The 26,554-nt window shown below is 58.3% G+C and carries 25 protein-coding genes and 1 tRNA gene; 16 read left to right on the top strand and 10 right to left on the bottom strand.

Annotated elements, in window-relative coordinates; all coding sequences use genetic code 11:
• Positions 1–3: 3 nt before the first annotated feature.
• Positions 4–918, bottom strand: a complete 915-nt coding sequence (locus ACJ8PL_RS09960) for an ABC transporter permease subunit (RefSeq protein ID WP_016927041.1) — start codon at positions 916–918, stop codon at positions 4–6.
• A 123-nt stretch (positions 919–1,041) separates the two neighbouring features.
• Positions 1,042–2,160, bottom strand: a complete 1,119-nt coding sequence (locus tag ACJ8PL_RS09955; RefSeq protein WP_116403503.1) for a branched-chain amino acid ABC transporter substrate-binding protein — start codon at positions 2,158–2,160, stop codon at positions 1,042–1,044.
• A 455-nt stretch (positions 2,161–2,615) separates the two neighbouring features.
• On the opposite strand from ACJ8PL_RS09955, the gene ACJ8PL_RS09950 reads away from it, so the two are divergent.
• Positions 2,616–2,691: transfer RNA gene (locus ACJ8PL_RS09950), tRNA-Asn, on the top strand.
• Positions 2,692–2,764: 73 nt separating this feature from the next.
• Here ACJ8PL_RS09950 and ACJ8PL_RS09945 read toward each other — a convergent pair.
• From ACJ8PL_RS09945 to ACJ8PL_RS09935, 3 genes are all read right to left on the bottom strand, one after another.
• Positions 2,765–3,973 carry an aldose 1-epimerase family protein gene (locus ACJ8PL_RS09945; protein WP_079449935.1) on the bottom strand — a complete coding sequence of 403 codons (1,209 nt, stop codon included), beginning with the start codon at positions 3,971–3,973 and terminating at the stop codon, positions 2,765–2,767.
• Between the two features lie 414 nt (positions 3,974–4,387).
• A complete protein-coding gene (locus tag ACJ8PL_RS09940; protein ID WP_016927038.1) occupies positions 4,388–4,690 on the bottom strand; it encodes an XRE family transcriptional regulator in 303 nt (100 codons plus the stop codon).
• Between the two features lie 4 nt (positions 4,691–4,694).
• Complete coding sequence (locus ACJ8PL_RS09935) at positions 4,695–5,048, bottom strand: type II toxin-antitoxin system RelE/ParE family toxin (RefSeq protein ID WP_016927037.1); 354 nt, start codon at positions 5,046–5,048, stop codon at positions 4,695–4,697.
• Between the two features lie 438 nt (positions 5,049–5,486).
• On the opposite strand from ACJ8PL_RS09935, the gene ACJ8PL_RS09930 reads away from it, so the two are divergent.
• The gene (locus ACJ8PL_RS09930) at positions 5,487–6,782 is read left to right on the top strand and encodes an MFS transporter (protein ID WP_028127724.1); all 1,296 of its coding nucleotides are present in this window, start codon (positions 5,487–5,489) and stop codon (positions 6,780–6,782) included.
• Between the two features lie 27 nt (positions 6,783–6,809).
• Positions 6,810–7,616 (top strand): substrate-binding domain-containing protein, encoded by an 807-nt coding sequence (locus ACJ8PL_RS09925; protein ID WP_048796852.1) that lies wholly within the window; start codon positions 6,810–6,812, stop codon positions 7,614–7,616.
• On the opposite strand, the gene ACJ8PL_RS09920 is transcribed toward ACJ8PL_RS09925, so the two are convergent.
• From ACJ8PL_RS09920 to ACJ8PL_RS09910, 3 genes are all read right to left on the bottom strand, one after another.
• Positions 7,591–8,490 (bottom strand): LysR family transcriptional regulator, encoded by a 900-nt coding sequence (locus tag ACJ8PL_RS09920; RefSeq protein WP_016927033.1) that lies wholly within the window; start codon positions 8,488–8,490, stop codon positions 7,591–7,593. The two genes, ACJ8PL_RS09925 and ACJ8PL_RS09920, sit on opposite strands and share 26 nt — an antisense overlap.
• A gap of 103 nt (positions 8,491–8,593) precedes the next feature.
• On the bottom strand, positions 8,594–8,959 hold the full coding sequence (locus tag ACJ8PL_RS09915; RefSeq protein ID WP_004935528.1) for a diacylglycerol kinase: 366 nt from the start codon (positions 8,957–8,959) through the stop codon (positions 8,594–8,596).
• A 219-nt stretch (positions 8,960–9,178) separates the two neighbouring features.
• Positions 9,179–10,303, bottom strand: a complete 1,125-nt coding sequence (locus ACJ8PL_RS09910) for a hypothetical protein (protein WP_016927031.1) — start codon at positions 10,301–10,303, stop codon at positions 9,179–9,181.
• A 736-nt stretch (positions 10,304–11,039) separates the two neighbouring features.
• On the opposite strand from ACJ8PL_RS09910, the gene ACJ8PL_RS09905 reads away from it, so the two are divergent.
• From ACJ8PL_RS09905 to spt, 4 genes are read left to right on the top strand one after another with little or no spacing between them, the layout of a single operon-like run.
• Entirely contained in the window at positions 11,040–12,779 is a 1,740-nt protein-coding gene (locus tag ACJ8PL_RS09905) for a fatty acyl-AMP ligase (protein WP_239442222.1), read from the top strand.
• Positions 12,776–13,690 (top strand): NAD-dependent epimerase/dehydratase family protein, encoded by a 915-nt coding sequence (locus ACJ8PL_RS09900; protein ID WP_016927029.1) that lies wholly within the window; start codon positions 12,776–12,778, stop codon positions 13,688–13,690. Before ACJ8PL_RS09905 ends, ACJ8PL_RS09900 begins: the two co-directional genes overlap by 4 nt.
• A 31-nt stretch (positions 13,691–13,721) precedes the next feature.
• Positions 13,722–13,982, top strand: a complete 261-nt coding sequence (locus ACJ8PL_RS09895) for an acyl carrier protein (RefSeq protein WP_016927028.1) — start codon at positions 13,722–13,724, stop codon at positions 13,980–13,982.
• Positions 13,969–15,141, top strand: a complete 1,173-nt coding sequence (spt, locus tag ACJ8PL_RS09890) for a serine palmitoyltransferase (protein WP_442531137.1) — start codon at positions 13,969–13,971, stop codon at positions 15,139–15,141. The genes ACJ8PL_RS09895 and spt overlap by 14 nt, the downstream gene beginning before the upstream one ends.
• Before the next feature lie 70 nt (positions 15,142–15,211).
• Here spt and ACJ8PL_RS09885 read toward each other — a convergent pair whose 3' ends face one another.
• Positions 15,212–15,943, bottom strand: coding sequence for an ATP-binding protein (locus ACJ8PL_RS09885; RefSeq protein WP_015378484.1), 732 nt, complete (start codon positions 15,941–15,943; stop codon positions 15,212–15,214).
• A gap of 372 nt (positions 15,944–16,315) precedes the next feature.
• Here ACJ8PL_RS09885 and ACJ8PL_RS09880 point away from each other — a divergent pair, with 372 nt between their 5' ends.
• The 8 genes from ACJ8PL_RS09880 (at position 16,316) to ACJ8PL_RS09845 (ending at position 23,757) form a co-directional block, all read left to right on the top strand.
• The gene (locus ACJ8PL_RS09880; RefSeq protein WP_033632594.1) at positions 16,316–17,041 is read left to right on the top strand and encodes a lipoprotein; all 726 of its coding nucleotides are present in this window, start codon (positions 16,316–16,318) and stop codon (positions 17,039–17,041) included.
• A gap of 30 nt (positions 17,042–17,071) precedes the next feature.
• Entirely contained in the window at positions 17,072–17,866 is a 795-nt protein-coding gene (locus tag ACJ8PL_RS09875) for a hypothetical protein (RefSeq protein ID WP_049298861.1), read from the top strand.
• Positions 17,867–17,938: 72 nt separating this feature from the next.
• Positions 17,939–19,276 carry a lipopolysaccharide biosynthesis protein gene (locus ACJ8PL_RS09870; protein WP_176062914.1) on the top strand — a complete coding sequence of 446 codons (1,338 nt, stop codon included), beginning with the start codon at positions 17,939–17,941 and terminating at the stop codon, positions 19,274–19,276.
• Positions 19,273–20,142, top strand: coding sequence for a hypothetical protein (locus ACJ8PL_RS09865; protein WP_016927024.1), 870 nt, complete (start codon positions 19,273–19,275; stop codon positions 20,140–20,142). The genes ACJ8PL_RS09870 and ACJ8PL_RS09865 overlap by 4 nt, the downstream gene beginning before the upstream one ends.
• 20 nt (positions 20,143–20,162) lie before the next feature.
• A complete protein-coding gene (locus ACJ8PL_RS09860; protein ID WP_028127727.1) occupies positions 20,163–20,729 on the top strand; it encodes a YtfJ family protein in 567 nt (188 codons plus the stop codon).
• A gap of 28 nt (positions 20,730–20,757) precedes the next feature.
• Positions 20,758–21,828: an LPS export ABC transporter permease LptF gene (gene lptF, locus ACJ8PL_RS09855; protein ID WP_116403500.1), complete on the top strand. Its 1,071-nt coding sequence runs from the start codon at positions 20,758–20,760 to the stop codon at positions 21,826–21,828.
• Positions 21,825–22,904, top strand: coding sequence for an LPS export ABC transporter permease LptG (gene lptG, locus ACJ8PL_RS09850; protein ID WP_079449942.1), 1,080 nt, complete (start codon positions 21,825–21,827; stop codon positions 22,902–22,904). Before lptF ends, lptG begins: the two co-directional genes overlap by 4 nt.
• Before the next feature lie 103 nt (positions 22,905–23,007).
• The gene (locus ACJ8PL_RS09845; RefSeq protein WP_116403498.1) at positions 23,008–23,757 is read left to right on the top strand and encodes a glycosyltransferase family 2 protein; all 750 of its coding nucleotides are present in this window, start codon (positions 23,008–23,010) and stop codon (positions 23,755–23,757) included.
• Between the two features lie 66 nt (positions 23,758–23,823).
• On the opposite strand, the gene ACJ8PL_RS09840 is transcribed toward ACJ8PL_RS09845, so the two are convergent.
• Complete coding sequence (locus ACJ8PL_RS09840) at positions 23,824–25,131, bottom strand: serine hydrolase domain-containing protein (RefSeq protein ID WP_305178027.1); 1,308 nt, start codon at positions 25,129–25,131, stop codon at positions 23,824–23,826.
• 107 nt (positions 25,132–25,238) lie between these two features.
• Between ACJ8PL_RS09840 and ACJ8PL_RS09835 the strand changes: the two genes are divergently transcribed.
• Positions 25,239–26,132, top strand: coding sequence for a LysR family transcriptional regulator (locus ACJ8PL_RS09835; protein WP_442531133.1), 894 nt, complete (start codon positions 25,239–25,241; stop codon positions 26,130–26,132).
• The last annotated feature ends 422 nt before the right edge of the window (positions 26,133–26,554 follow it).

Here is a 26,554-nt window from a genome sequence, read left to right as displayed (position 1 = left end):
TCCTTAAACCTTGGCGACCAGCGGCCGGCCGAGCAGGCCCTGCGGGCGGAAGATCAGGATCGCCACCAGCAACCCGAAGGAGAACACGTCCTTGTAATCCGAATTCACCATGCCGGCGAACTGCGCCTCCGCGACCCCGAGCAGCAGCCCGCCGAGCATCGCGCCCGGCAGCGAACCGATGCCGCCCAGCACCGCGGCGGTGAAGGCCTTGATGCCGATGATAAAGCCGACGTAAAAATCGAAGGTGCCGTAGTTCATGGTGATCAGCACCCCGGCCAGCCCGGCCATGGCGGCGCCGATCACGAACACCAGCGAGATCACCCGATCGGTATTGATGCCGAGAATCGAGGCCATTTTGCGATCCTGCTGGGTGGCGCGGCAGATGCGCCCCAGCCGGGTGCGCTGAATGATGTAGGTGAGGATCGCCATGCCGAGCAGCGACGCCACCAAAATGAACACCTTGGTGTAGGTGATTTGCACCACGCCGCCGTCGAACTCCAGGCGGAACACGCCGCTCAGCAGCGTCGGGATGCCCTGCTGGCGCGGCCCCTGGCTGATCTGCGCATAGTTTTGCAGGATTAACGACATGCCGATGGCGGAGATCAGCGGCGCCAGGCGGGTGGAGTTGCGCAGCGGCCTGTAGGCGATGCGCTCGATCACCCAGCCGTACACCCCGGTGATGACGATGGTGAATACCAGCGTGCCGAGGATCAGCAGCGGGAACGAGTGCAGCCCGAAGAACGACAGCAGCGCCAGACCGATGGCGCACAGGTAGGCGGAGATCATGTACACCTCGCCGTGGGCGAAGTTGATCATGCCGATGATGCCGTAAACCATGGTGTAGCCGATGGCGATCAGGCCATACACCGCGCCGAGGGTCAGGCCGTTGATCAGCTGTTGCAGAAAGAATACATCCATAATGAGCAGTCTCGCCTGGTAAGGCCGCCAACGCAGTCCGACGCGGCCAAAGGTAGTCGCGGAACGGGCGCGCCAGGGCGGCGGCCCGTCGGTCATAGGGTCATAACTTCACGGTTCGGCCGTTTACAGCTGGTGATATTTGCCCTTGTCATCCCATTGATAGACCACGTAGTCCGAGACCTTCAGATCGCCCTTCTGATCCCAGGCTTTTTTGCCCATCACGGTGTCCACGTCGTGCGACTTCAGCCATTCGGCGGCCTTGGCGCTGTCTTTGCCGCCGGTGGCGTTGAAGGCGGCGGCGATCGCCTGGATCGAAGCGTAGGAGTAAAGGGTGTAGCCTTCCGGCTCAAAGCCGCTGGCGCGGAACTTGGCGATCACCGCCTTGCCTTCCGCGATCTGGCGCGGATCGTTGCCGAAGGTCATCAGCACGCCGTTGGTGTACTGCGGCCCGCCGGCGGCGGTCACCAGCTCTTCGGTCACCACGCAGTCGCCGGAGAAGAACTTGGAGGTCACGCCCTGCTCGCGCATCTGGCGCACCAGCGGCCCGGCTTCCGGATGGCAGCCGCCGAAGTAAACCACGTCAGGTTTGACCGAGGCGATCTTGGTCACCAGCGCGTTGAAGTCTTTCTCGCCGCGCGACAGCCCCTCATACAGCACCTCTTTAACCCCGCGCTTGTTCATCGCCGCCTTGGCGGCGTCCGCCAGCCCCTGGCCGTAGGTGTCTTTATCGTGGATCACCGCGATGCGTTTGGCCTTCAGGGTATCCAGCATGTAGTTGGTGGCGATGACGCCCTGCTGATCGTCGCGCCCGCACATGCGGAACATGGTCTTCATGCCGCGCTCGGTGATCTGCGGGTTGGTGGAGCCGGGGGTAATGGCGATGATGCCGGCCTCGTCATACACCTCGGAGGCGGGCATGGTGGATGAGGAACAGAAGTGGCCGACCACCGCCGAGACCTTGTCCTGATCCACCAGCCGGTTGGCGACCGCGACCGCCTGTTTCGGTTCGCAGGCGTCATCCCCCTGCACCAGTTTGATTTTTTCCCCTTTGATGCCGCCGGCGGCGTTGATGTCCGCCGCCGCCTGCGAAGCCCCGCGCCAATACTGATCGCCGTAAGTGGCGTTCGGCCCGGAGAACGGCCCGGCGACGCCGATGACGATATCGGCCTGCGCGGAAAACGCCGTACCTAAACAACCGATGAGCAAAGCAGCGAGCGGACTTTTTATCAATTTCGATGACATTGTTATCTTCCTCAGCACTGTTGTAGCGAAACGCCCTGGGGCGCGGATCAGTCACTTTATGTGTAGACGGGGAAAATAATTTTCTTGAGAGCGCAGTCGCATTCCCCAAAAATGGGTAAGCAAAAATCCAGCCATTGTGACGACGAATACATATTGTTTGCTTATTCATCCTACATATCAGTTGCGGCGCGGCGTGTGGCGGGGATAACAGGGGCTGAGCCGTACGGCCAAGATGGGAAGGTGCAGGATAGCGAGAGTGACCCTGCACCATCGCCGTGCAAAGGCGTGTGCAAGCGGCGTCAAAACGATTTGGGATGCAAAAATCAACGCATCGCGATGGAAAATGCCGAAAAACAGCGCAAGGTGCTCATTCCCTCAGCAAACGCGCTTTTTTTGCAGTTTAGCGCTTTGACAAACCCCAGGCGCCCCGCTATTATTCGCCCCGTTCACACGATTCCTCTGTAGTTCAGTCGGTAGAACGGCGGACTGTTAATCCGTATGTCACTGGTTCGAGTCCAGTCAGAGGAGCCATATTTAGAGAAGCCCGCTTAAGGAAACTTAAGCGGGCTTTTTGCTTTAACGCTAAATGCATCGACAGGCAGCGTTACTCTGTGGCTATCGGCGCGTCATTCTCATCAATTTTTACCTTGCCCTGAATATCCGCAATCTTCTGCGCCAGACCCGCTACCTGCGCTTTGCTGTGCAGCAAGGTATAGGTCAGATCAAACTGCGCACTGGCGCCAGGCTGCAACTGCTTAACGCGTTTTTGTTCGCGCTCGACAGTGACCGGGTAGGCATAGCTGGTGCCCGGCTCAATCCCCGTTACATACCCCTGTTTTAACGTATCGGTATTCTTCCACAGCGTCAGGACGGGCAACTGGCGGGTATCGAACTGAATCGCCACCCCTTTGTCGCCCGCGTTATTGACCAGCGCCGCCAGTGTCTGATGATTCGGATCCGATAATGGCTTAATGTTAAAGACCATTTCATCGAACCCTTTGGTTGGACCGGCATAGGTTCCCCAGGTCTTCAGCCCGGCTTTGGCATAGTCGTTAAACGGACTAATGCTGGCCATCGGCGCCAGGAAGCGGGCGCCATTTTCCAGAATCGGCGCGCCGAAATTGCTGTGATAAATAATCTGGTAGTCATGGGGATAATCCGCCCGGTTGGTTAACACATCATGCAGGCGGAAACTGTTGCTGCCGGGCACATAGCGCAATTCGGTCAGGGTTTGCAGATCGGCTTTTTTGAATGTGCTCTCTTTGATCAGGCCGCGAACACGAATTTCATACGGCGCCGTATCCGCGACCTCAACCTCAACCCGCGAGGCCGGCGTATTGCCCGCTTTGCCGTGCAACGTGTAAATTTGCCCTCCTTCGGTCACTGGATGACCGGTCCACTCATAGCCACAACGCACCATCATCTCATTGAAACCTTCCAGCCAGCCGAGCCCATTGCGGCTTTCCAGGTTGATAAAGGCGGGGTTGACCACCTCTTTGACCGGGGAATCCCATCCCATTTTCGCGCCAAATCCTTCTGCCCGCAGGAGGTTCATGCCGCGGGTGGGACTCAGCGTGATGGTCAGGCCATCCTCGCTGCGGATAATCACGACTTTGCTGCCTTCTTGCTTACCGCCGTGCAATACCTTCTGCTCAATGCTGAACGTTTTATCCTTAATCTTCAGCGCCTCGCTCGAAATCTTCCAGTTTCCTTTCTCCACGCCATCTTCAGCGCTGGTCAGCACCCAACTCTGCGCCGCCGCCTGCCCTGAAATCAGGGCCGAAAACACCGCCATCACCCATGTCTTTTTCATTTCCCTTCCCCTTTAGCTGAATCGATTTTTTATAAACAAGGGAAAATCTACTGTTAAGCAGGTTAAAGAAATGTGATGAGCTTCACCGGGTGAGTATTTGAAGAAATAGTGCGATAGAAATACGAATTTCATCCCAGTTTTAATGAAATATATTGAGTTCTTGCATGAGAAATGAGCTATTTATCAACATAATTTGTATCGTTTCAGCTAAAAGGCAAGGAGACGGCTCCGGGCAAGCAAGACATCGCGAAGGGAGTGCGGGTGGCTTGTTTAACGCTATCCGGCCCAAACGAAAGCGCTCAGACAGCCTGCCCGTCTTGAGCCTCGTTGCTTTCACGGCCGCCTGCTTGTGTCAAAGCACAAAGCCCGCACCGGGGAATCTGAGCGTGCTTTGTGCCTTTCTGCCGTTAGCGCTTACAGCACAAACTCGTAGTGAGAGCCGTCCGGCAGTTCAATGTCCAGGCGCAGTTTGCCGCCGGCCGCCTCAACATAGCGTTTAAGCGAAGACAGTTTCAGATCGCGGCCAGGTTTTTCCATCACGGCAACGGTCGGCTGCCTGATCCCCAGCGCCTGCGCCATTTCAACCTGCGTTTTCTGTACTTTTTCACGCAGCTCGGCAAGGTGAATGTTCAGCATGATGTCCGCCGCCAGCGCCTGCGCTTTGGCCACGACCTCGGGCTTTTCATCCGCAATAAGCTGTTCCAACGTTCTGCCCATCGCGTCACTCCTTCTCGTTTAATGTGTTCAGCCAGTTCGTGAATTCCCGATCGGCAACCTGGATCATCCCATCGTAAAAACGCTTTTCATTACCGGCTTTATTGCCCGCGCAAAGCACAATGCCAATACGGTACGGATCGAAAGCGAAGAATGCCCGCAACGGTTCGCCTCGGCACTGAATGCGCAACTCTTTCATATTGCTGTAACGTGAGCCTTTAACCGTATCGGCATAGGGTCTGGGCAGCCCCGGCCCCTTTTCCCGCAGGACCATCAATGCGGCAAGTACGCCGGCCCGATCGGCATCGCTGAGTGATCTGAACCAATGATCAAATGCATCCGTTGTTTTAATTTCCCACACGGGACCTCCCTAAAATATAGATCAGTAACTATATAGATGTAAAGCTATAGCAGAGAGGCGCTGGGATAGCATGCAAAGGCATGCGTGGATACTGCAAGGCTGAACGTACATCCACGCATTTTGCAAACGCAGTGCGAGGCATTCAGCTTTTTACGCGCGGTATCGAACAATCGTTCAGAGGCACGGAACGTTTCCCCGCCGCCCCTTTATGAACCCTGTCACAAAAAGCGCATAACGTTTTCGACGTTCTACGCAGCGGGCGATGAGCGGCAAACTTGTTAACGCCACGTTACATCGGGTTAGGCAACATTGTTAACGCCGATTGATGCGCCAAACGCATCGCGCCATGCGTTTATTGCGCTTATTTACTTTATTTTCCTGAGCGAGTCTTCAGCAACAGGCGCGGCGTCAGGCGCCAATAACAAACTGGAGATAAAGATGCATTCCTCTACCTCACCCATGACTCCCCGGGCCAGAGCCGGCGCGATATTGCGCGTCACCTCCGGCAACTTTTTAGAGCAGTTCGATTTTTTCCTGTTCGGCTTTTACGCCACCTACATCGCACACACCTTTTTTCCGGCCAGCAGCGAGTTCGCCTCACTGATGATGACCTTTGCGGTGTTCGGCGCGGGCTTTTTGATGCGCCCGATCGGCGCCATCGTGCTGGGCGCTTACATCGATAAAGTCGGCCGCCGCAAAGGGCTGATCGTGACCCTGTCGATCATGGCCGCGGGCACCTTCCTGATTGTGCTGATCCCCTCTTACCACAGCATCGGGCTTTGGGCGCCGCTGCTGGTGCTGTGCGGGCGCCTGTTGCAAGGCTTCTCGGCGGGTGCGGAGCTGGGCGGCGTGTCCGTCTATCTGGCCGAAATCGCCACGCCGGGCCGTAAAGGCTTCTACACCAGTTGGCAGTCCGGCAGCCAGCAGGTGGCGATTATGGTGGCGGCGGCCATGGGCTTCGCGCTCAATGCGGCGCTGGAAGAAAGCGCCATTCGCGAATGGGGTTGGCGCATTCCTTTCCTGTTCGGCTGCCTGATCGTTCCCTTCATCTTCCTCCTGCGCCGCAAGCTGGAAGAAACGCAGGAGTTTACCGCCCGCCGTCACCACCTGGCGATGCGCGACGTGTTTAAAACCCTGCTGAAAAATTGGCCGGTGGTGATCGCCGGCATGCTGATGGTCGCCATGACCACCACCGCGTTTTATCTGATCACCGTCTATGCGCCGACCTTCGGCAAAAAGGTGCTGCTGCTCAGCGCTTCCGACAGCTTGCTGGTCACCCTGCTGGTGGCGATCTCCAACTTCATCTGGCTGCCCATCGGCGGCGCGCTGTCGGACCGCTTCGGCCGCAAACCGGTGCTGGTCGCCATGACGCTGCTGACGCTGGCCACCGCCTACCCGGCGCTGAGCCTGCTCGCCGCCGCCCCCAGCTTCGGCATGATGCTGGCCGTGCTGCTGTGGCTGTCCTTCATTTACGGCCTCTATAACGGCGCCATGATCCCGGCCCTGACGGAGATCATGCCAACGGAAGTGCGGGTGGCCGGGTTCTCGCTGGCCTACAGCCTGGCGACGGCGGTGTTCGGCGGCTTTACGCCGGTGATCTCCACCGCCCTGATCGAATACACCGGCGATAAGGCTTCACCGGGCTATTGGATGAGCTTCGCCGCGCTGTGCGCCTTGCTGGCGACGCTGTATCTGTATCGCCGTATCGCCATGCCGCTGCAAACCGCACGCTAACCCGCAATCGCAACAGGGAATCATGTCATGCAGAAACTCACTCGTTCGATCCTCGCCGCGCTGGTGTGCGCCTCCTGCAGTACGGCGGCGCTGGCCAAAGACGTGACCGTGATGATCTCCGGCGGCTTCAAAGCCGCGCTGGAAAAACTGGCTCCGGAATATGAAGCCCAAAGCGGCGACAAAATCATTCTGGTGTCCGGCCCCTCGATGGGTAAAACGCCGCAGGCGATCCCCGCGCGGCTGGCGCGTGGAGAGCAAGCCGATGTGGTAATCATGGTGGGCGACGCGCTGGCCCAACTGGACAAAGGCGGCTGGATCCAGCCGGGTTCGCGCGTGGAGCTGGCCGACTCGCCGATCGGCATGGTGGTGAAACAGGGCGCGCCCAAACCGGCGATAAAAACGGATGCCGAGCTGCGCAATGTCTTGCTGCAAGCTGACTCTTTCGCCTATTCCGACAGCGCCAGCGGCCGCTACGTCAGCGGCCAACTGTTCAAAAAGCTCGGCATCGAGGAACAGGTGAAAGGAAAGGCGCATAAGGTTGAGCGCATCCCGGTGGCCTCTGAAGTGGCGCAAGGGAAATACGCGCTGGGCTTCCAGCAGGTCAGCGAATTGCTGCCCGTGGCGGGCGTCACCTTTATCGGCGAGCTGCCGGAAAACGTGCAGTACATCACCCGCTTCGCCGGCGCGGTGACCGCTAAGGCGGAGCACCGCCGCGAAGGCAAAGCGCTGCTGAACTTCCTCGCCTCCTCTCAGGCGCAGCCGACCATTCGCGCGACCGGCATGCGAACCGTGCCGGCGCAGCAGCCAGTCAGGCAGAGTGATACTGTTCAGTAATCAGCTTTTCCAGCTCGGCGGCGACAAAAGACTGCATGCGGCCGCGGCGCCGGATCAGACCGACGGTGCGTTTCACCACCGGATCAACCAGCGACACCGACGTCAACACCGAATGTTCTGAAGCGGGCATCGACATGGCGGGCACGGCGGCAATGCCGATGCCCGCCTCAACCATGCCCAGCATGGTTGTCACATGGCGAGTTTCACACACGCTGGAGCGTTCCGGCACGAGGTGTTCCAGGCGCTGATCGAGCAGATTGCGATTGCCGGAGGTTTTATCCAGCGAGACGTAATCCTGCTGATAAAATTCCCGCCAGGTGAGGCTCTTTTTACCGGCGAGCGGATGGTCACGTCGGCAGGCGGCCACGTAGACGTCCCCCACCAGCGGCACAAATTCAAGATTAGGCTGCAACCGCCCGGCAAAGCAGATGCCGAAATCGGCCTGGCCGCCGGTGACCGCCTCAATCACATTGCCTGCGCTGCCGTCGATCAGCTTGACGCGCACGCGCGGATAGCGCAGCCGGAAACGGCGTATCACGTCGGGCATGAAATAGTAGGCCGCCGAGGGCACCGTGGCGACGGTAACCAGCCCCACCCGTTCTTGGCTGACCTTATCGATATCGGCCATCACCGCTTCGACGTTCATCAGCAACTGCTCCGAACGTTCGGCAAAGGCCTGCCCGTACAGCGTCAAGGTCACGCGCCGGGTGGTGCGATCGAACAGTTTGATGCCCAGCGCGTTTTCCAGTTTCTCAATCCTGCGGCTCAATGCCGACTGCGACAGGCAGATAGACTCTGCGGCCAGCCGAAAATTGCCGTACTCCACCAGCGCGCGAAACGCATAGAGATCGTTGAGATCAAAATTTACGGGCATAACGGCCAACTCTCCTTGCTGAAATGGCATAAAACGCAAACCAACGATGATAACCGCTTATATCGCCACGCTCACCGGCTTGCTGGTTGAGCCACCAAAGCCCCTATCGCCCCAGCAGCACCATTCCCCAAATAATGATAGTCATCACCACGGCAACCAGCTGCGCTGCGCCACCCAAATCTTTGGCGCGTTTGGATAACGGATGTAATTCCAGCGAAATGCGATCGACCACGGTTTCAATCGCCGTATTAAGCAGCTCAACCACCAATAGCAGAAAACTGCAGGTGATTAATAACAGCCTTTCTATATTTGTAATATCTAAACCAAATGTAACAACCAGTAAGATAGCATTAATAACCAATAATTGGCGGAACGCATCTTCGGTAAGCACGGCATCAATAAACCCGGCCCAGGAATTCCTAATGCTGTAGGTTAATCGGCTTATTCCTTTTTTCTTTTCCACAGGCATACAATCAGCTCTCGTCAAAACTGCGACAGTCACTCACAAATAAATCACGCAGCGTGAATTTATCTTGAGTTTATTAATTAAAAACCTTAACCGTTCTCTTTCCGGAGACGATGCATTCGCTCACTCGCCGTCACCCTGCTCCTGAAACGGCACCGCCCGAAAATGCCCTGGCGCGGTTATTATTCTGGGAGCGTAAAAAGAGGACGCGATATCAGCCGCTTAAAGCGTTTTCTCGTACAAGCGGTAACGCTTGTACGGCACCGCGCCGATGCGTTCTAAAATCGTCCGCATGCCGGTATTGGTTTCCAGGATCCACGACATTTCCAGCGCGTCGATATTGCGCTTCGCGAAAGGCTCGCGCAGCGCCTCAATCAGCAGCAGCGCAATAATGGGCCCGATGCGGCTGAATTGATATTCCTGGCGTACGCCCATCAACGGCACGCGCGCGGTGCGCACGCCGCTGACTTTCAGGCGCCACAATAGCTTCGCCCAGCCGAACGGCAATAAACGCCCCTGCAGATCGGCAATCGCTTCGTTAATGTTCGGCAGACCGACGATAAAGGCGCAGGGGGCGCCATCCACCTCGGCGATATGGATCATATCGTCGGGCACCAGGAACTTCAGCTGATCCCCCATGGTGGCGAACTCGTGCTCGGTGAACGGGACAAACCCCCAGTTATGTTGCCACCCGGAGTTGAACACCTCGCGCAGCACCTGCATCTCCTCGCGAAAGCGCTTGCGATTGAGACGGCGGACGGTCACCTTTTTACGCACCTGATCCATCATCCGGGTTAACGACGGCGAAAAATGCAGGTCGGTTCTTTTCATCCAATAGGCCAGCAAATCAATCCCTTCACTGTAGCCCTGCTGCGCTATCTGGGCCGCGTAGTAAGGTTTCGCGTGCGTCATCAGGGCGGAAGGCGGGGTATCGAACCCTTCGACCAACAGGCCGCTTTCCTGATTGATATTGAGGCTGAATGGCCCGGTGATTTTACGCGCGCCTTTCGACCTCAGCCACTCCTCCGCTACCGTGAATAAGGTGCTGAACACGGCGGGATCGTCAACGGCGTCAATCATGCCGAAATGGCCGGTATCCTCACCATGCAGCTCCCGGTGCAGAGAATCGATTTGCGCAGTGATGCGTCCAACCACTTTGCCCTGTTTTTTGGCCACCCATGCCTGCCATTCAATATGGTCGGTCCCGGGATTCTTCTTTGACAGGTGCTCTTCGCGCTCGACATGCAGCGGCTCAATCCAGTTCGGATCATCGCGAAACAGTTGCGAGGGGAAAGCAATAAATTCTTTAAGTTCGCGTTTATCCAGAACTTTCTCAATACGGATCATAAATAGCCTTACGTTTTAATAAAATAATTAAATAAGCACGCGACAACGCCTTTAGCATTTTTTATGCTGTTCCCTTTTATTGAATTGTGTATTGCCTCCGGCTCACTGATAAGAAAAACCGAATATTCCCCCTCGGCGAATCAGCAACGTGTTGCCTGACATTCACCCTGTGATGTCCATAATTGATAAAAAAAGGAAACAGAAAGCGGCGCAGCCAGGCTACGCTAATAGTGCTCTTTTATTATTTCGTGCTGTTATGGTAAAAGAAACTCGCCGCTTTTAGTGTACCGACTTTAATCAGGAGGTGCGCCGCCATTTTTACCACTTAATGCTATTTTTAAGATTAGCCTTAAATGAATCGTTCACTTTTGAATTTCTTGCGGCATACTGTTTAGGAAGTGTTTAAGTTCCAAGATAGCCATGCATGAGGTCATAACCTATGAGCCGACAGTTATTTCCTGCCCGACAGATGCAGACTAAAGAACGGCGAAGTCCGGATATTACAATAGTCTCTCATATCTCGCCAGGGTGCCGCTCAAGGCTGATGACTCGGGCTACTTACGCTCTGCCCGGTTAATAACCGGCATGCCGCTCGAGCACGGCAATATACGCTGTTCGCGGAATGAAGATGGTTGAATAACAAACTTATTCAAAACCTATTCATAGTAAAATATCAATTACCTCGCCAAGAGTGCTCTCTCTTTTGGTGATTTTTAATCTATGGCTAAGTTTGTCTATGTCTGAAACAAGTTCCGTTCATTCTCTTCCCATGCGCTATGCGGACTTCCCCACGTTAGTGGACGCGTTGGATTACGCGGCGCTCGGTAATACGGGAATGAATTTTTACGACCGTCGCAATCAACTCGTGACCGTTCTCGACTATCGCACGCTGCAGCAAAAAGCGATCGCGGGCGCGCGGCGTTTATTGTCCCTGAAGCTCAAGAAAGGCGATCGCGTGGCGCTTATCGCCGAAACCAGCCCGGGCTTCGTCGAAGCCTTTTTCGCTTGCCAATATGCCGGCCTGGTAGCGGTGCCGTTGGCGATCCCGATGGGCGTTGGTCAGCGCGACTCCTACACCGCCAAACTGAAAGGGCTGATCGCCAGCTGCAACCCCGCGGCGATCGTCAGCAGCGAAGAGTGGACGCCGCTCATCGCGTCGGCCACGGAAAACACGTCGGCGATGCACATCCTCAGCGACGCGGACTTTAACGCCTTGCCAGAGCCGGAGATCGCGTTGCCGGCGCCTTCGCCCGACGATATCGCCTATCTCCAATACACCTCGGGCAGCACCCGCTTTCCGCGCGGCGTGATCATTACCCAGCGGGCGGCCATGGCGAACCTGAACGCGATCAGTCGCGACGGGATCAAGTTGCGCGCCGGCGACCGCTGCGTTTCGTGGCTGCCCTTCTATCACGATATGGGCCTGGTCGGTTTCCTGCTTACGCCGGTGGCGACCCAGCTGTCCGTCGACTACCTGCGCACGCAAGATTTCGCCATGCGCCCGATGCAGTGGCTGAAACTGATCGCCAAGAATCGCGGCACGGTGTCCGTCGCCCCGCCGTTCGGCTACGATCTGTGTCTGCGCCGCAGCAACGCCAAAGAGCTGGCCGATCTGGATCTTTCCAGCTGGCGGGTTGCGGGCGTGGGCGCCGAGCCGATCCCGGCCGAGCTGCTCGCCCAGTTTGGCGAACACTTCAGCAGCATCAACTTCGACAGCAAAGCCTTCATGCCGTGCTACGGCCTGGCCGAGAACACCCTGGCGGTGAGTTTTTCCGACCCCTGCTCCGGCCCGCAAACCAACGCGGTCGACCGCGATATTTTGGAGTACGAGGGTAAAGCGGTCGCGCCGAGCAAGAAGACCCGCGCCGTCTCGACCTTCGTCAACTGCGGCCGTGCGCTGCCCGGCCATCGCATCGAGATCCGCAGCGAAACCGGGCAACCGCTGCCGGAGCGCCAGGTCGGCCATATCACGATATCCGGCCCCAGCCTGATGAACGGCTATTTCTGCGACGATGAATCCCAGCAGCAGATCCAGGTGACCGGCTGGATGGACACCGGCGATCTCGGCTATCTGCTGGACGGCTATCTGTACGTCACCGGCCGCAAGAAGGATTTGATCATCATTCGCGGCCGTAATATCTGGCCGCAGGATATTGAGTACGTCGCGGAATCCGAACCGGAAATCCGTTCCGGCGATGCGATTGCCTTCGTGACCGAAGAACACGACGAAGCGGCCAGGATCATTTTGCAGATCCAGTGCCGAGTCAGTTCGGAAGAGCGCCGTGAACAAATCGTGCATTCGCTGAGCGCGCGCATTCAAAGCGAGTTCGGCATCGCGGTGGACATCGAGCTGCTGCCGCCGCACAGCATTCCCCGCACGTCGTCGGGCAAACCCGCGCGCGCGGAGGCCAAGAAACGCTGGCTGAGCGCTTCGCTCTACCCGCAAATGCCGCAGTTGGCCGGTTTCGCGCAATGAGCGGCACCGTGGCAGTGACGGGCGCGACCGGCTTTATCGGCCGGCATATCGTCCAGGAACTGCTGGCGCAAGGGTTTAGCGTGCGCGCCCTGACGCGGCAAGCCGGAAAAGCCGCCGTAGACAACCTGCAGTGGATCCCCGGCGCGCTGGAAGATCGGCCCTCGCTCACCGAACTGGTGCGCGGCGCGGAGTGCGTCGTGCACTGTGCGGGCCAGGTGCGCGGGCATGCGGAAGCGGTGTTCACCCGCTGCAACGTCACCGGCAGCCTGAATTTGATGCAGGCGGCCAAACAGAACGGCCGCTGCAATCGCTTCTTGTTCATGTCGTCGCTGGCGGCCCGCCATCCGGCACTGTCCTGGTACGCCCATTCAAAACAGGCCGCCGAGCAGCAACTCATCGCCGCCACGGGCGATATCGCGCTGGGGATTTTCCGCCCGACGGCGGTTTACGGGCCCGGCGATAAAGAGCTGAAACCGCTGTTCAACGGCCTGCTGCGCGGCGTGCTGCCCCGGCTGGGCGCGCCTGACGCCAGGCTCTCTTTTCTGCACGTGAGCGATTTGGCAAAGGCGGTCAGCCAATGGGTGCAGACCGAACCCGCGCAGCCGAATATTTACGAACTGTGCGACGGCGTGGCCGAAGGCTATAACTGGCTGCGCCTGCGGGACATCGGCGCCGCCGTGCGTCACGGGCCGGTGCGCCTGGTGGGCATTCCGCTGCCGCTGCTGAAAGCCCTGGCGGATATCAGCGTGTTGTGGAACCGCCTGGTAAAACAAGAGCCGATGCTGACGCGCAGCAAAATACGCGAATTAACGCATCGCGACTGGTCCGCCAATAATCAGGCGCTGTCGCAACAGATTAATTGGTTTCCACAGGTGAGTTTGGAACGCGCGCTGCGTGAAGGGCTGTTTTAATTATTCCAAGTAGAGGTGTGTCAACGTTCTTATGCTAAATCGCGATGCTGTAATGGATTATATCCTGACGTGTTTGCAAGGTATCGTCGAAGGCGGAGTGGAAATAAAACCTGATAGCGATCTCGTCAATGATCTTGGCCTGGAATCCATCAGAGTCTTGGATCTGCTGATGATGCTGGAAGATGAATTAGATATCTCCATTCCTATCAATATATTGCTTGATGTCAGAACGCCTGAGCAACTGCTTGACGCGCTGCGCCCTTATCTGGAGAAAAACCATGGGTCTGTATGATAAGTTTGCGCGGCTCGCCAATGACCGTGAACAATTTCAAACGTCCGGTCTGAATCCGTTCGGCACCTGTATCGACGAAGTGTATTCCGCCACCCAGGGGCGCATCGGCGCTCAAAAGATTGTCCTCGCCGGCACCAATAATTACCTTGGCCTGACGTTCGATGCGCAGGCGATCGCCGCCGGCCAGGCGGCTCTGGCCGCGCTCGGCACCGGCACCACCGGCTCGCGCATGGCGAACGGCAGTTACGGATCGCACCTGACGCTGGAACGGGAGCTGGCGGAATTCTTCGATCGCCCAAACGCCATCGTGTTCTCCACCGGCTATACCGCCAACCTGGGCGTTATCAGCACGCTGGCGGGACCGGGCGCCGTGGTGCTGATCGACGCGGACAGCCACGCGAGCATTTACGACGCCTGCGCCCTCGGCGGCGCGGAAATTATTCGCTTCCGCCACAATGACGCCGCCGATCTGGAGCGCCGCATGGTGCGCCTGGGCGAACGCGCCCGCGAGGCGATCATTATCGTGGAAGGCATCTACAGCATGCTGGGCGACGTCGCCCCGCTGGTGGAAATCGTCGACATCAAACGGCGATTGGGCGGGTATCTGCTGGTGGACGAAGCGCACTCCTTCGGCGTAATGGGCGAGCGCGGCCGCGGCCTGGCCGAAGCGCTGGGCGTCGAGCAAGATGTGGATATCATCCTGGGCACCTTCAGCAAAAGCCTGGCTTCGATCGGCGGTTTCGCCGTCGGCGGCAAGGGGATGGACGTGCTGCGCTACAGCAGCCGGCCGTATATTTTTACCGCTTCGCCGTCGCCGTCCAGCATCGCTTCGGTGCGCACGGCGCTGCAAAAAATCGCCCGCCATCCCGAGCTGCGGGAAAAACTGTGGAGCAATGCGCACCGTCTGTACCACGGCCTCGCCGAGCTGGGCTATACCCTGGGGCCGCGCATCAGCCCGGTGGTACCGGTCATGATCGGTTCAAAGGAAGAAGGGTTGCGTTTCTGGCGCGAGCTGATCGCCCACGGCGTCTATGTGAACCTGGTGCTGCCACCGGCCGCGCCGGCGGGCGTGACCCTGCTGCGCTGCAGCGTCAATGCCGCGCACAGTGATGAAGAAATCGACGCCATCGTGCGCGCCTTTGCGGCGCTGAAAAAATAAAGCCTTTCCCTCTCGGCCGCGGCGGCGGTGCCGAAAATGGCCTCGCCGCCCTGCCGAACCGATGCGCGCCTCAGTGCGCAGCCGTTGATACCCCATCAGCCGAATAGCGATACCCCTGCGCCGCCATAAATTCCGCGATGGCTTTTTCCGCCGCCGAAAGCACCTCCTCGATCGGCCGATCGGCATCGAGATCCACGATGTCGGCGCCTTCGAACGTCAATAAAGGCGTGACGGCGATCTTCTTCTCCAGCGCCGCTTTGCGGTGATCGGGTTTGCGCGCACAGGCCACGTCCAGACTGACATTCAGCTTGAGCACCAGATCCGGTTTTTGCCCCGCCATCCATTGAAACGCCGCCCGCTCACGCGCCGCCAGCCAACGGACGAAACGGCTGCCTTCAACGTCGACGGGAAAAACCGTGCCATCGTAAGCGCCAGGGATCTGCGCCTGCGGAAAACGGTCGGTCAACACGATGAACCCTTGCCGGCGATACGCCAGCATGCGGCGAAAACGCAGCAGCCGCCGCCCCACGAAAGCGATGATCACCGCCGACGGCAACAGGCCAATCCGGGATTTTTTCGTTTTGACTTTTTTGGTATTGCTCTCGATAGCCTTGCCCACCGAGCGCCCGAGCAGCGGCAATTTCGCCGCCGCGCGCCCGACGTTGCCTGCCTGTTTGCCCAGATGCACCTGCACCGCCGGGCCATAATGTTTCACATACTCGATCAGATGTTCACAAACGGTGGACTTACCCGATCCGTCGCTGCCGATAACCGCAATCAGCGGCGGAAATTTTGCACTCATAATAAGACTCTCTTTCAATACACCAGAAACGGCGTGCCATATTTGAAGCGAACGTTCGCTTATCATTGCCGCGGCGGCTGCGTGAAAAAAAATTTGCCATACGCAGCGCCAAAAAGCACAAAATATTAAGCGGAAATTGAAAACCTCTGCTCTTTTTTCGCCGTGAGCCATGCCGAAAATTAACATAAAAAGCGAAACCGGCCCACGCACGAACAATTAGCACAAAATAACAAGAACAAACGCCATGAATATCAATTCAAATAACGAAGAAGAATGCCGATCTCATTATTTTATCGCAGCAAAGCACAATAAATATCTTGAACCCAAGGCGTATTGGAATACAATAGTTTTTTTCGCATTGGATCAATTATTGTGAGTCAGCAGATAAGACCTTCATCTGATCGCTCGCCCGTGCGCGTAATAGCGATAACCGGCTGTGACGGCTCGGGAAAATCCACATTAGCCGCCAGCCTGGTCAACGCGTTATCGGCACAAGAACCTGCCGAACTGCTGTATCTCGGCCAGTCTTCCGGGCGCATCGGCGAATGGATCAGTTCGCTGCCCATTATTGGCGCGCCCTTCGGGCGTTATTTGCTGAAGAAATCGGAACGCGTGCATGAGCGCCCTTCCACACCGCCGGATAATGCCACGGCGCTGGTGATATTTTTACTCTCCTATTGGCGCGTTTATAAATTCCGTCGCATGCTGAAGAAAAGCCGCAGCGGCGCATTACTGATCACCGATCGTTATCCGCAGGCCGAAGTGGCGGGGTTTCGTTTCGATGGCCCGCAGTTGGCGAAAACCGCCGGCGGCAATCGCTGGATCCGCTGGTTGAGAAAGCGCGAACAAAACCTGTACCAATGGATGGCGTCTTATCAGCCCTTATTATTAATTCGGCTGGATATTGACGAACAAACGGCCTATTCACGCAAACCCGATCACTCGCTGGCGGCGTTGCGTGAAAAGATCGCCGTCATCCCGCACCTGACGTTTAACGGCGCTAACATATTGGATTTAGACGGCCGCGAACCCGCCGACCGTATTTTCGACGCATCGCTGCGCGCCGTTAAAATATCGCTGAGGGCCGCCAATGCCTAGCCGACAAATAACCTTTTCGTACCGAAACAGATGAAAAAAAATAAACTCACCGCCGAACAGGATACCTCTCCCGCCTGCATCACCGGGCTGATTGCCGTGGTGGGCAGCGACGGCACGGGCAAGTCCACGCTGACCGCCGACCTGGTGAAAAACCTGCAGCAACATCGCCCCACGGAGCGGCGCTATTTGGGGCTGATCTCCGGCGAAGACGGCGACAAAATCAAAAAGTTGCCGTTCATCGGCGTGTGGCTGGAACGGCGCCTGGCGGCGAAATCCGACAAAACCCAGCGCATGAGCAACAGGCCGCCGGCGCTGTGGGCGGCGCTGATCATGTACGGTTTTTCGCTGTGGCGCGCATCCAACCTGCGCAAGGTGCGGCGGCTGGCGCAGAGCGGCGTTCTGGTGATAAGCGATCGCTACCCGCAGGCGGAAATCTCAGGTTTTTACTACGATGGGCCCGGCATCGGCGTGGAACGCGCAAAAGGGTGGCTATTGAGCCGCCTGGCGGCGCGCGAACGCCGTTTATATCAACGCATGGCCGTCTATCGGCCGGCGCTGATCATTCGCCTTGATATCGACGTCGATACGGCCTTTTCCCGCAAGCCCGATCACAGTTACGAAGAGCTGAAAGACAAGATCGCCGCCATGGTGCGCCTGCAATACAACGGCTCGCGCATCATCGAGCTGGACGCCAGAGCCCCTTACGACGAGGTGCTGAGCAATGCGCTCAACGCCATTTCCGCCGTGGTGAACCCCGCGAAGCGCCCGCAGAGCGATCTCGGGCAACCCGGCGAGAACGCCGGTAAAGAAACTCAGGTTTATTAAACGAATACAGGGCAAGCGCATGACTGCGGAACACAAAATGCAGCAAAACAACGATAACGGCTGGTTTGGGCTATGAAACGGTGGTTTTCCGACGGCGCGTTTCGTTCCATTTTACGTAATGCCGCCTACCTGGGCTCCGGCAGCGTCGCCAGCGCGCTGCTCGGCCTGCTGGCGCTCTCCTGCGCCGGTAAAGGCATGTCGCCTGAAATGTTCGGCGTGCTGGTGGTGATCCAGGCCTATACCAAAGCGGTCAGCGATTTCATCAAATTCCAGACCTGGCAGTTTGTGGTGCAATTCGGCACTCCGGCGCTGGAGCATCAAAATACCGGGCGCTTCCGCGACGTCGTCGCCTTCTCCTTCGGCCTGGATATCACCAGCGGCGTCATCGCCGTGCTGGGCGGCATGATCATGCTGCCGTTCTTGTCTCACGCCCTGGGGCTGGACAGCGAAAGCTTCTGGCTCGCCATGCTGTACTGCACCCTGATCCCATCGATGACCTCGTCCACGCCGACCGGCGTGCTGCGCGCCTTCAACCGCTTCGATCTCATCGCCATCCAGCAGGCGATCAAGCCGTTCCTGCAGGCGGTGGGCAGCGTCATCTCCTATTATTTTGATCTGGGGTTCCCCGGCTTTATCGTCACCTGGTACGCCTCGAACCTGATCGGCGGCACGCTGTTTTGGTGGTTCACTGCGCGCGAACTGCGCCGCCGCGATATCCACGGCGCGCTGAGGCCGCGCCTGTTCAACGTCGCGCGCCGCATCGAGGGCGCCTGGAACTTCGTCTGGACCACCAACATCGCCCATACCATCTGGGCCGCTCGCAACTCCTGCACCACCGTGCTGGTGGGCGTGGTGCTCGGGCCGGCCGCCGCCGGGCTGTTCAAGATCGCCATGACCTTCTTCGATGCGACGGGCACCCCGGCCAAGCTGCTGGAGAAAAGCTTCTATCCCGAGATCATGCGCCTGGATCCGCGCACCAAGACCCCGTGGCTGCTCGGCCTGCGCTCCTCGCTGCTGGCCGGCGGCATCGGCCTGGCCGTCGCGGTGTTGATGTTGCTGGTGGGCAAGCCGCTTATTTCCGCGGTCTTCGGGCAGCAATACCTGGAAGCCTATGACCTGATTCAAATCATGCTGGGCGCGATCATCGTCTCCATGATGGGCTTCCCGCAGGAATCCTTACTGTTTATGGCGGGCAAGCAGCGCGCTTTCCTGATCGCGCAGGCGACGGCCTCGGCGGCCTACATTGCGCTGCTGGTGTCGATGGCGTACGCCTTCGGCGTGCAGGGCGCCGCCTTCGCTTATTTACTTGGGCAATGTTTAGACGTTCTGTTATCCCTGATACCGACGATCGGCGCCTACCGCAATCGCTTTATGTTGGGGCTGAATGTGCCCAAAGAGAGTAATCAATGACCGCTAGCAATAATTGGAAAAAGTTCTCCGCCGAAACCACCCAGGCGCTGTTTGTCGCGGTGGAAGAGGACGACCTGGTTGAGGCGAATATCAGCCTGCCGCAGCAGATCGATCTGGAATGCTCCCCCGAAAGCATTCGGGACAACTACGCGCTGTGCCTGCAGTTTTGGGAAGACGGCTTTTCCCGCCGCGAGCTGCTGCAATTGGTGAACGGTTTCCTGCAAGACCCGCAGTTGGCGGCGGCGACCCGCATGCGCTACAAATATATCCGCGCCCGCTATAAGCACCTGCGCTTCGCCCAGCAGCTGTACGGCGCCCCCCACCGCGCCAACCGCCTGTTCCACACCACCACCGTGGTGCTCGGCCATTTTCAGGACGCGTTTCGCAACGGCAACCAGAAGAACCTGACGCTGTACGGCAACCTGCTGCGGCTGCTGCTCAGCAAGCCGGTGTGGTCTTACGTGCGCTATGCGCTGCGCCACACCCGGCTGGAAAGCGCACAGGGCTTTATCACCTACCGTCAGGAGCAAATGCGCCAGCTGCAAACGCTGATCGCCGGCCCGGCGCTGACCGGGCATCAGTTCCATGACGTGCGCAAAATCGTCAGCCGCCAGGTCTCATTCTACGACACGCTGAGATCGATCGATCCCGACAACCGCGAGGCCCGGCAGATCTCGCGCTTCCTGGCGGCGATTAACGGCCTGATGGGTGACCGGCATGACGTGATGGTGGCGGACAAGCTGGCCGGCGGCGATATCTATGATCGGCCGGCGATCCTGGATATCGACATCCGCCAGCGCCTGGAGCTGCTGCTGGCGCGCTTTCCCCTGTCGTTTTCCCAGCCGGCCATCGCGGCGGGCAGATAAGCGCATTGCCCGTAGCCATGATGACGTTACCTCGCTTGCTGGCCCTCGCCCTGCTGCTGACGCCGCTGGCGGCATCCGCGCATAACTTCGTGCATGGCCGGCCGGTGGCGCCGATCGCCATCGCTGATCGCGGCGAGCTGCTGCTGCGCAACGGCGATTTCAGCTACCGGCCGTGGAACAGCGCAAAACTGGCGGGCAAGGTGCGGGTGATCCAGTACATCGCCGGGCGCACCTCCGCCAAAAAGAAGAACTCGTTGCTGATCAACGCCGTTAAGGACGCGAACCTGCCGGGCGATCGCTTCCAGCCGACCACCATCGTCAACACCGACGATGCGATACCGGGCTCCGGCTTCTTCGTGCGCGGCAAGATCGAGAAAAACAAGCGGCATTATCCCTGGGCGCAATTCATCGTCGACAGCGACGGGCTGGGGCGCATGGCCTGGCGGCTGCCGGAGGAAAGCTCCACCATCGTAGTGCTGGACAAGGCCGGGCGCGTGCAGTGGGCGAAGGACGGCGCACTCACCCCGCAGGAAGTTGACCAGGTGATCGCCCTGCTGCGCGCGCTGATCGCGCAGGAGACGCCATGAAGCGCACGCTGCCGGGAACCGATAACGCATGTCTTTGATTGAACGCTATATCACGGTTGAGATCCGCCGCCTGGTGATGATGATCGCCGGGTTTCTGATCTTTATGTTCGCCAGCTACTCCGCCCAGCGCTACCTGACCGACGCCGCCAACGGCACGCTGGCGCTGCGGGTGGTGGCCGACGTGGTTTTCTATAAATCGCTGATCGCGCTGGAGATGATATTGCCCGTCGCGCTGTATGTCTCGGTGGCGGTCGCGCTGAGCCAGATGTACAGCGATGCGGAGATCACCGCCATGCTGGCCGCCGGCGCCAGCCCGCTGCGGCTGTACAAGGCGGTGCTGCTGCTCGCCGTGCCGCTGGCGATCGCGGTCACGCTGCTGTCGCTGTATGGCAGGCCCTGGGCGTACGCCAATATTTATCAGCTGCAGCAACAGTCGCAATCGGTGCTGGACGTGAGCCACCTGCAGGCCGACAAATTCAACGTCAGCGGCAACGGCCGCATGATCCTCGCCAATCACGTCGACAAAACGGCCAACCACCTGACGGACGCCCTGATTTATGTGCGCGGCGGCCATCACACCAACCTGTACCGCGCGCAGTCGGTGGAAGTGCTCGACGCCTCTCCCGCCAGCCCCGCCGTGCGGCTGAAAACCGGCACCGCCTATGTGCTGGATCGTGAGGGCGCCGACGACAACGGCCAGAATTACGACAACTTTGACATCGCGCTCAAACCGTTCGTGCCCAGCGCCGAGAGCCGGCACAAGTCGGCCTCGCCGGCGGAACTGGCGCGCTCCGCCGATCCGGGCGACGCCGCCGAACTGCAATGGCGCGAGAGCCGTGGGCTGACCACCGTGCTGATGGTGCTGCTGGCGATCCCCTTTAGCCGCATCAAGCCGCGGCAGGGGCGCTACGCCGCGCTGCTGCCCCTGACGGTGCTGTTTACCGTGATTTTCTATGGCGGCAACATTTGCCGCACGCTGGTGGCCAACGGCTCTCTGCCGACGATCCCCGGCGTTTGGCTGGTGCCGCTGGCGATGGCTGTCGGCATCGCCCTGCTGCTGGCGCGCGACTTATCCCTGCTGCGGAAACCCTCCCGATGACTATTTTTAGCCGTTACCTGATCCGCAACGTGTTCATCGGCTTCGCCGCCGCGGCCGGGCTGCTCATCCCGCTGTTCACCACCTTTACGCTGATCAACGAGCTGGAGGACGTCACTCCGGGCGGCTACCGCTGGCAGCAGGCGCTGCTGGTGACCGTGATGACGCTGCCGCGCAGCCTGGTCGATCTGGGGCCGTTTATTGCGCTGCTCGGCGGCATCGTCGGGCTGGGGCAGCTGTCTAAAAGCCTGGAGCTGACGGCGATCCGTTCCGCCGGGATGTCGATATTCCGCATCGCGCTGGTGATGCTCGCCGCCGGGCTGCTGATGAACCTCTCGCTCGGCGCCCTCGATGAATGGGCCGCCTCGCCGCTGCAACAACGCGCGCTGCAGATGAAAAACAACGCGCTGGCGCAGTCGAACAGTAACGACGTCACCGTGAACCCGCTGTGGGCGCGGCGCGGCAACGAGTTTGTGACGGTCAAAACCGTCGATGAGAACGACCAGCCCCACGGCATAGAGATCTTCCGTTATCAGGCCAACCGCGCGCTGGAATCTTACATTTACGCCGACAGCGCCAGCACCGCCGCCGACGGCAACTGGCTGCTGCACAACGTGATGCAGAAAAGCTGGCAAGGCAGAAAGGAGACGATTGCGCGGCAAGACAGCCTGCTCTGGCGCTCGCTGTTCGCGGTGCCGAGCCTGAAAGAGCTGACCCTGCCGGCGGGCAGTTTCTCGCTCCAACAGTTGGATCGCTATATCGATTATCTGCAGGGCTCTGGGCAACCCAGCACCGAATACCGCCTGGCGCTGTGGAAAAAACTCGGCCAGCCTCTGCTGGTGCTGGCGATGATTTTGCTGGCCATCCCGTTTACCTTCACCGCCCCACGTGCGCCCGGCATGGGCAGCCGATTAGCGCTCGGCGTCATCATTGGGCTGCTGACCTACATCGCTTACCAGATCGTCCTCAATCTGGGGTTGCTGTTCGCCCTCAACGCGCCCTTCACCGCCCTCGCTCCGCCGCTGTTGCTCCTGGCGTTGGCGCTGGCGCTGGTTTATCGGTTTGATCGGCGGGGTTAGGCATTTTCCGAGGTTGATAAGGGATAAGAAGAGAATCGCAATCTCCATTCCAGAGAAAACATCACGCGCTCACCTGATCAGCGATTTTTAAGGATGTTAGTTAATGGCAAAGATAGCTGTTTGTATACTGACCTTTAACTCCTCTCGTTTATTGCACGAGGTGCTTTCTCCACTCATGGGCATTGCGGACGAGTGGATTGTGGTGGACTCCGGCAGTACGGATAAAACGCTGTCTATTTGCCAAAGCTTTGGAATAAACCCTATTTACCATCGTTTCGAAACGCATGGACGGCAAATGAACTTTGCGATTTCTCAATCTCACCATGATTGGGTACTGTGCCTGGACAGCGACGAAATCCTTGATGCGGAAACCATAGCGTCCATTTTAACATTCAAATCGCAGGCAAACCCGCCACCACAGCAAGCCTATAGAATAAAAAGGAATTGGTTTGTACTCGGACAGCCAGTCAGAACGATTTATCCCATCTCCTCACCGGACTACCCCGTTCGACTGTTCAATAGAACACAGGTCAGGTTCAATGATGCTCCGGTAGATGATGCCGCTGAAGGCTATATTCAGACGTCGGTCATTCCCGGCAATGTTAAGCACGATACTTTTTATTCTCTCCATGAAATACTCAATAAGCTCAATAGCTATACGACAAGGGTAGTAAAATACAGAGACATTAGGCCCTCAATATTTCGTGGCGTCGTTAGCGCGATCGGCGCATTTTTTAAATGGTACGTACTGAGCGGCGCATGGAAAGAAGGCAAAGTCGGCGCCGTCACTGGCTTCTATGCCATCGCCTACAGTTTCCTGAAGTATTTTAAATCCTGGTATGGCAAAGATTGATAGCGTTAAGGACAGAAACAGGGGTTGAATGGCAACCGCCATCCCCCCCTGCTTGCCCAGCCGACGTTAACGCAACTCCTTCGCTATCGCGCTAAACATCAGCGATGCTTCCAGCGGTTGCGCGCTGAAAGAAGGCTCCGCCTGCGGCCAGGTAGACCACTGGACGATCACCAGATTCTCCGCCTGATTGACCATGATCATCTGGCCGAAGATCCCCAGCGCCCACAGGGAATGCTTGAGGGACGCCTGCGGAGCGGGTTCTACGTTAGTCGCATTCATTGGCACTTCGTTGTTCCACCACTGGTAGCCGTAAATGCCGTTGGGATGCGCCGCCGACACCGAGCCCGCCGCCCGCGTCCAGTTGGCCGACTGGGCTACCCAATCAGCCGGCAAGATCTGTTTGCCGTTCGGCAGCGTCCCGTTATGCAGAATGAACTCACCGAAACGCCCCCAGTCTTCCAGCGTGGCGTTAAAGCCGTGCGCACCCACGTCGTGCTGGCCTTTGGCGTAGGCATGCCACACGCCGTCGCTCGCCATGCCGTAGGGCTGCCAGATGCTTTTTTCCAGATAAACCGCCAGCGGCATGCCGGTGGCGCGTTCCAGCACGTCGCCCAGCAGCCACGCGCCGCCGGAGGAGTAAGACCAGTTCTGCCCGGCCGGGTGCGCACGCTGCAAACCGGCCACCAGCTTGCGCACGCAGGCATAGGCACCGGGCCTGGCTTCACACTCGGTCAGCTGCGCGAAGTCCGATTTCGGGTTGGTGTAATCCTCATTCCACGCCACGCCGGAGGTGTGGGTGATCAGCTGCCTGAGGGTCACGCCGTCCCACGCGGTGCCTTTCAAATCGGGTTCGTATTGCGTGATGAGATCGTCGAGCGAGCGGATCTTGCCCTGTTTAATCGCCACGCCCACCAGCGTGGCGACCACCGATTTGCCCACCGAGCGTGACGTCCACAGGGTGGCGTCGGTATTGCCCTGCCCCAGATATTTCCAGGCGATTTTGCCGTCTTTCAATACCAGCATGCCGCTGACGTTCTGGCGCTGCAGGTAATCCTGCAGGTGGTAGGTTTTGCCATTCACCCGATAACTGGCGTCCGTTAGCTGTTTAGCGGCAGCCACCAGCGGTATGGCATTGCCGTGGTGAAACACATCCCCGGCATAGTTGCGGTAGTCGTTACGAAAACCGATCACCCGGTCGCTCTGGCTCCAGGTGAGCATCTTGTGCGTGTCCGGCAATTGCGCATCGAAAGGCGCCGGACAGGCGCTGAGTTCGGTGCCCGCACAGGCGGCCAGCGCAGCGGGCGCCAACAGACTGCTGCAGAGACTGATGACAACGCCCTCCAGCAGGCTGCGGTTAAACACTTTGCTTTTCATATTTTTTCTCGCTTAGCTCAGGAAGGCGTTCAGCTTAAAAAAACGCGGCCTATAATAAAAAACGCCTAATGGGGGAAAATCCCCCGCAAAATCGACGGGAGAACCGCGTGCCGAGCCTGATTTATTCCTTTGCCCAACTGGAAGCCTTCACCGCCGTGGCCGAGCACGGCAGCCTGGCGAAAGCCGCGCTCAAGCTGGGCAAAGACCGCACGACGCTGCGCGATTTGATTGATTTTCTCGAGGATGGCTTGGGCTATGCGCTGTTCCTGCGCGAGGGGCGCAGCCTGCACCTGACGCCGGAAGGCGAACAGCTGCAGCGCCAGGCGCACCTGCTGATGCGCCAGGTGAAAGCGTTTGAGGCATTTGCTAAAGACGTGCCCAAGAGCGCGGCGCAGGAAATCTCGCTGGTCTACGATCCCTTTACGCCCCGCGCATTGCTGCAGGCACTGATTGCCGCTATGGCCCAACGCAACACGCGCCTGAGCCTGATTAACGCCTCGCGCGACGAAGCGGAAAGGTTGCTGGCAAACGGCCAGGCCGATTTGGGCATCTGCCAGGCGCGCAACCGCAGCGTGGGCGACGCCATGGAGTGGCGCGCCTTAGGAGCGATAGAGATGGATTTTTACGCCGCCATAACGCTTTTCCCCGGCGCGGAACAGCCGCTCTCGCTGCTGGAGCTCTCGCTCGCGCCGCAGGTGATCATGCACCCGGATTCTGACGAACCGGTGGCGCGCCGCCTGCAAATTTCAGGGCATACCATATTTACCAATGAGCTGGAAATGCTGCGCGCCCTGCTCGAACAAGGCTGCGGCTGGGGATTCTTGCCGACGCACATGCATGCCGAACGGTGGAAAAACGTCAACACGCTGCGCACCGAAGTGGGCAGCCAGGGGATCAGCCAAACCATGGTGACCATCTGGAAGCCGGGCAATGATCGACGGGCGCTGATTGATGAGACGTTGGCACTGTTGCCGGGGTTGTGGCGGGGGGTTGGGGGGTGAAAAGTCGCTGCTAGATTAGCGGTGTTGCTACCGGTAGTCGAGCGTAGGGTTCATCATCTGCGTTGTTTAACAGAACGTTCTTAAGCGGGGCTCGCTGTTTTCATCTAATGAGAACCCCTCATCACCATCACGCCAGCGCTGCTGGCGCTGGTTTGTTGCTTTGATCGGCGGTATTGGAGGGGCAGCTTTGAGCGAAAAGCGGACGTCAATTCGATGTCAGAAATGATATTTTGTAGTTGAACTATAGGGCAGGGTCATTCCAAGTTATAGTCTGTCCGTATAAGACAAGCTATGTTTCGAAGCTGGTTGAACGACTAGTTCTGATCAATTGATGTCAGCTAGCTGCAGTCGGTATGCCGGAAGATCTCTAAAGTAAATGGTGCTGTTAAGCGGGAGACTTACACCTGTACGGCTGCGTTATC

Source organism: Serratia sp. CY83965 (assembly GCF_052166375.1).
Lineage (GTDB): Bacteria > Pseudomonadota > Gammaproteobacteria > Enterobacterales > Enterobacteriaceae > Serratia > Serratia marcescens.
The sequence above is the reverse complement of the archived record's forward strand: the minus strand, read 5'-3'. Positions and strand labels throughout refer to the sequence as shown.

Excerpts from the sequence above, each read along its gene's own strand:
- ACJ8PL_RS09960 (WP_016927041.1), bottom strand. The coding sequence starts at position 918 with ATGGATGTATTCTTTCTGCAACAGCTGATCAACGGCCTGACCCTCGGC.
- ACJ8PL_RS09955 (WP_116403503.1), bottom strand. The coding sequence starts at position 2,160 with ATGTCATCGAAATTGATAAAAAGTCCGCTCGCTGCTTTGCTCATCGGT.
- ACJ8PL_RS09945 (WP_079449935.1), bottom strand. The coding sequence starts at position 3,973 with ATGAAAAAGACATGGGTGATGGCGGTGTTTTCGGCCCTGATTTCAGGG.
- ACJ8PL_RS09940 (WP_016927038.1), bottom strand. The coding sequence starts at position 4,690 with ATGGGCAGAACGTTGGAACAGCTTATTGCGGATGAAAAGCCCGAGGTC.
- ACJ8PL_RS09930 (WP_028127724.1), top strand. The coding sequence starts at position 5,487 with ATGCATTCCTCTACCTCACCCATGACTCCCCGGGCCAGAGCCGGCGCG.
- ACJ8PL_RS09925 (WP_048796852.1), top strand. The coding sequence starts at position 6,810 with ATGCAGAAACTCACTCGTTCGATCCTCGCCGCGCTGGTGTGCGCCTCC.
- ACJ8PL_RS09920 (WP_016927033.1), bottom strand. The coding sequence starts at position 8,490 with ATGCCCGTAAATTTTGATCTCAACGATCTCTATGCGTTTCGCGCGCTG.
- ACJ8PL_RS09915 (WP_004935528.1), bottom strand. The coding sequence starts at position 8,959 with ATGCCTGTGGAAAAGAAAAAAGGAATAAGCCGATTAACCTACAGCATT.
- ACJ8PL_RS09910 (WP_016927031.1), bottom strand. The coding sequence starts at position 10,303 with ATGATCCGTATTGAGAAAGTTCTGGATAAACGCGAACTTAAAGAATTT.
- ACJ8PL_RS09905 (WP_239442222.1), top strand. The coding sequence starts at position 11,040 with ATGTCTGAAACAAGTTCCGTTCATTCTCTTCCCATGCGCTATGCGGAC.
- ACJ8PL_RS09900 (WP_016927029.1), top strand. The coding sequence starts at position 12,776 with ATGAGCGGCACCGTGGCAGTGACGGGCGCGACCGGCTTTATCGGCCGG.
- ACJ8PL_RS09895 (WP_016927028.1), top strand. The coding sequence starts at position 13,722 with ATGCTAAATCGCGATGCTGTAATGGATTATATCCTGACGTGTTTGCAA.
- spt (WP_442531137.1), top strand. The coding sequence starts at position 13,969 with ATGGGTCTGTATGATAAGTTTGCGCGGCTCGCCAATGACCGTGAACAA.
- ACJ8PL_RS09885 (WP_015378484.1), bottom strand. The coding sequence starts at position 15,943 with ATGAGTGCAAAATTTCCGCCGCTGATTGCGGTTATCGGCAGCGACGGA.
- ACJ8PL_RS09875 (WP_049298861.1), top strand. The coding sequence starts at position 17,072 with ATGAAAAAAAATAAACTCACCGCCGAACAGGATACCTCTCCCGCCTGC.
- ACJ8PL_RS09870 (WP_176062914.1), top strand. The coding sequence starts at position 17,939 with ATGAAACGGTGGTTTTCCGACGGCGCGTTTCGTTCCATTTTACGTAAT.
- ACJ8PL_RS09865 (WP_016927024.1), top strand. The coding sequence starts at position 19,273 with ATGACCGCTAGCAATAATTGGAAAAAGTTCTCCGCCGAAACCACCCAG.
- ACJ8PL_RS09860 (WP_028127727.1), top strand. The coding sequence starts at position 20,163 with ATGACGTTACCTCGCTTGCTGGCCCTCGCCCTGCTGCTGACGCCGCTG.
- lptF (WP_116403500.1), top strand. The coding sequence starts at position 20,758 with ATGTCTTTGATTGAACGCTATATCACGGTTGAGATCCGCCGCCTGGTG.
- lptG (WP_079449942.1), top strand. The coding sequence starts at position 21,825 with ATGACTATTTTTAGCCGTTACCTGATCCGCAACGTGTTCATCGGCTTC.
- ACJ8PL_RS09845 (WP_116403498.1), top strand. The coding sequence starts at position 23,008 with ATGGCAAAGATAGCTGTTTGTATACTGACCTTTAACTCCTCTCGTTTA.
- ACJ8PL_RS09840 (WP_305178027.1), bottom strand. The coding sequence starts at position 25,131 with ATGAAAAGCAAAGTGTTTAACCGCAGCCTGCTGGAGGGCGTTGTCATC.